This window comes from Lyngbya sp. CCY1209, assembly GCF_035615495.1.
GTDB lineage: Bacteria > Cyanobacteriota > Cyanobacteriia > Cyanobacteriales > Microcoleaceae > Limnospira.
In genome coordinates this window covers 1-2,546 of record NZ_JAJENU010000222.1, presented here as the reverse complement: position 1 = coordinate 2,546, position 2,546 = coordinate 1, and the positions used below count along the sequence as shown (strand labels likewise).

The 2,546-nt window shown below is 53.6% G+C and carries 3 protein-coding genes; 2 read left to right on the top strand and 1 reads right to left on the bottom strand.

The genetic code is table 11. The annotated features are described in order from the left end of the window. Positions 1-252: hypothetical protein (locus LKE08_RS04865; RefSeq protein ID WP_324703069.1), on the top strand; the 252-nt coding region annotated here is incomplete at its 5' end. A gap of 126 nt (positions 253-378) precedes the next feature. Here LKE08_RS04865 and LKE08_RS04860 read toward each other — a convergent pair. Beyond that, positions 379-996, bottom strand: coding sequence for a Uma2 family endonuclease (locus LKE08_RS04860; protein WP_324703068.1), 618 nt, complete (start codon positions 994-996; stop codon positions 379-381). A 383-nt stretch (positions 997-1,379) separates the two neighbouring features. Here LKE08_RS04860 and LKE08_RS04855 point away from each other — a divergent pair, with 383 nt between their 5' ends. Next, the gene (locus LKE08_RS04855; RefSeq protein ID WP_324703067.1) at positions 1,380-2,399 is read left to right on the top strand and encodes a Type 1 glutamine amidotransferase-like domain-containing protein; all 1,020 of its coding nucleotides are present in this window, start codon (positions 1,380-1,382) and stop codon (positions 2,397-2,399) included. Positions 2,400-2,546: the final 147 nt, after the last annotated feature.

The following is a 2,546-nucleotide window of genomic DNA, read 5'->3' as shown; positions in this document are numbered from 1 at the left end:
TGTGATACCAAACTTCGGAACATACAGACAGTTATAAGGCTGGTCAGGGGTGCGTCCCTTATATCCATCCAAGGGGATGAAAGCCTTACCGGGAGGTTATTTCAGGTATTTCAGCCCGATTTCATTCCCGAACGAATCGCACTACCGAATCTAGACTACCGCAGAGGGGGACACAATATGGCCGGGTGGGGAAAAACGGTGACAATCCTTAACAATTTTGGGGATGTGGGGTGTGGGGAAAGTGAAAAGTGAAAAGTGAAAAGTGAAAAGTGAAAAATTCCCTATTCCCCAGTCGCGATCGCGGATGAACCCGATTTCACAGATAACACGGGTGACTGATGCTGGCTTGCTTCTTCCCGACTCCCGACTCCCGACTCCCTATTCCCCGTATACGCGGCGCAAGTTTAACTTGAAACCGGGTACTATCGCTTCGCCGGACAACTCGTCGGGATTTTCTAATATTTCCACCGGCGATTCCGGGCGGTAAATTTCGACTTTGCGATGTTTCGGATCGAGCAACCATCCCAATTTCGCGCCGTTGTCCATGTATTCGCGCATTTTTTCTCGCAGCGATTTTAAGGTGTCAGAATCCGATCGCAACTCGACGACAAAATCGGGGCAGATATTGGCGAATGTCCCTTTTTGTTCCGGCGTGAGGGCATCCCAGGATTCCGGACTGATCCAACAGGCATCGGGAGAACGGGTCGCGCCGTTGGGTAAAATCAAGGCGGTGGAGGAGTCGAAAGCCTCCCCCGGACGTCCGTTTTCTTCGTACCAGCGATCAAGTTGTCCGGTAATGCTGCGGTTGCGTTTTCCCGTTTCCCAACCGGTCGGCGGATTCACGATCAACTCTCCTTCTGCCGTTCTTTCCAGTTGCAAATCTCGGTTGACTGCGGCGAGGGCCGCGAACTGTTCTTGGGTGACATAAAGTTTAATCGTTTTTGGTAATTCAAGGGAGAGCGTTTCGGTGTCCGGTTTGGGGGGTGTCCGTACCATTTTGACCTCCTGCGCGATCGCGCCGATCCGAATTGATAGCAGGCAACAGGCAATAGGCAACAGGCAATAGGGAAGAAAAGCGCCTACCGTCTGAGTTTCAGGGTGGTTCGATGTCCTAGCTACCCGGGCGACTGCTATATATTCTAAACCGCCAGGACTCTGAGGAGATCCCAACACTCCGCCAATCTCCCAATTGTGGGCAGTTCGCCGAAAGCTGATGGCCGATCGCTAGAGTCGGGTTGGGTGCGTTCCCCACTACAATTGATGACACCCCGATCTCATCCCGATCGCCCCTTTCTCCTCAAAACGGGCGGAACCACTCAGAAACTCGCGGAAAAAACAGTAACATTGATTACTAATTTTCAACCATCGAGTGGAGAATCATGGACAATTTGTGGCTTTGGCAATCGCACCCGATCGCTATTTTGATCGGCGTGATGGTTCTTTGGGCGATCGCGATCCTCGCCTTTCCCCGTCCCGCCGCCGCCGGGGTGAAACGCTATCTCGACGGAAACGCGGCGGACGTGAAAATTCCGAAAACTGAGATCGTCCACATTCTCGGCGGCGGCGGCCCGGATGTCGATCCGGCTTTCCAGTGGGCGATCGACCGGGTGCGGGGGGGCAAATATTGCGATCGCACCGTGGATGTGGTCATCATCCGGGATTCCGGGGAAGACGGCTACAACGAACCGATTTTCGACATGGCGGGGGTGGATTCGGTGGAAACCTTACTCGTCACCCGTCCGGAAGACGCCAACCATCCGGATGTGGTCGAGAGTGTCCGCAATGCCGAGATGATTTTCTTTGCGGGGGGCGACCAGTGCCGCTACCTCCGTAATTATTTGGATACCGATTTATATGATGCCATCAAGTCTGCCCTCGATCGCGGCGCGGCGATCGGCGGGACCAGTGCGGGGGCGATGATCCAAAGCCGTTTCGTCTTCACCGCCTGCGGCCAGAGTATCGACAGCGAATCGGCGTTGGACGATCCCTATCGGGATATCGAACTCGACGACCGCGTATTTGACTGGCGATATTTGGAAAATACAATTGTTGACACTCATTTTGCCGATCGCGATCGCATGGGCCGTTTGATGACATTCGTCGCCCGGGCCCGGCAAGATGGTCTGGCGGCAAAGGTGTTGGGAATCGGCATCGACGAGGGAACGTCTTTGACCATCGATGAAACGGGACTCGCGGAAGTCATGGGACAGGGCTCGGTCTATTTCGTATCGGGAAGTCATTCCCCGGAAGTCTGCGAACCCGGGACACCCCTGACATTCTCCGATTTTCAACTCTGGAAACGCCGGGACGGCGAAACCTTCGACCTGAAAAACCGACCGGACGAAGGCGACTATTCAATTAGCGTCAATGACGGCAGACTCTCGGACGATCCCTATTAATTTGACACTCCCCGCCCGATTTTAGAAACCGGGTTTCTACCCAAATTTTGGAGTTGAACCCGATATCTTGTTAAAGCGCTGCTAGAGGGCAATAGGCAATAGGCAACAGGCAATAGGAAACTGAAATGACCTTTACATCGATGTTTC

What these genes read in the sequence shown, in the direction of transcription:
- LKE08_RS04855 (WP_324703067.1), top strand. Translation starts at nt 1,380, where the DNA reads ATGGACAATTTGTGGCTTTGGCAATCGCACCCGATCGCTATTTTGATC.
- LKE08_RS04860 (WP_324703068.1), bottom strand. Translation starts at nt 996, where the DNA reads ATGGTACGGACACCCCCCAAACCGGACACCGAAACGCTCTCCCTTGAA.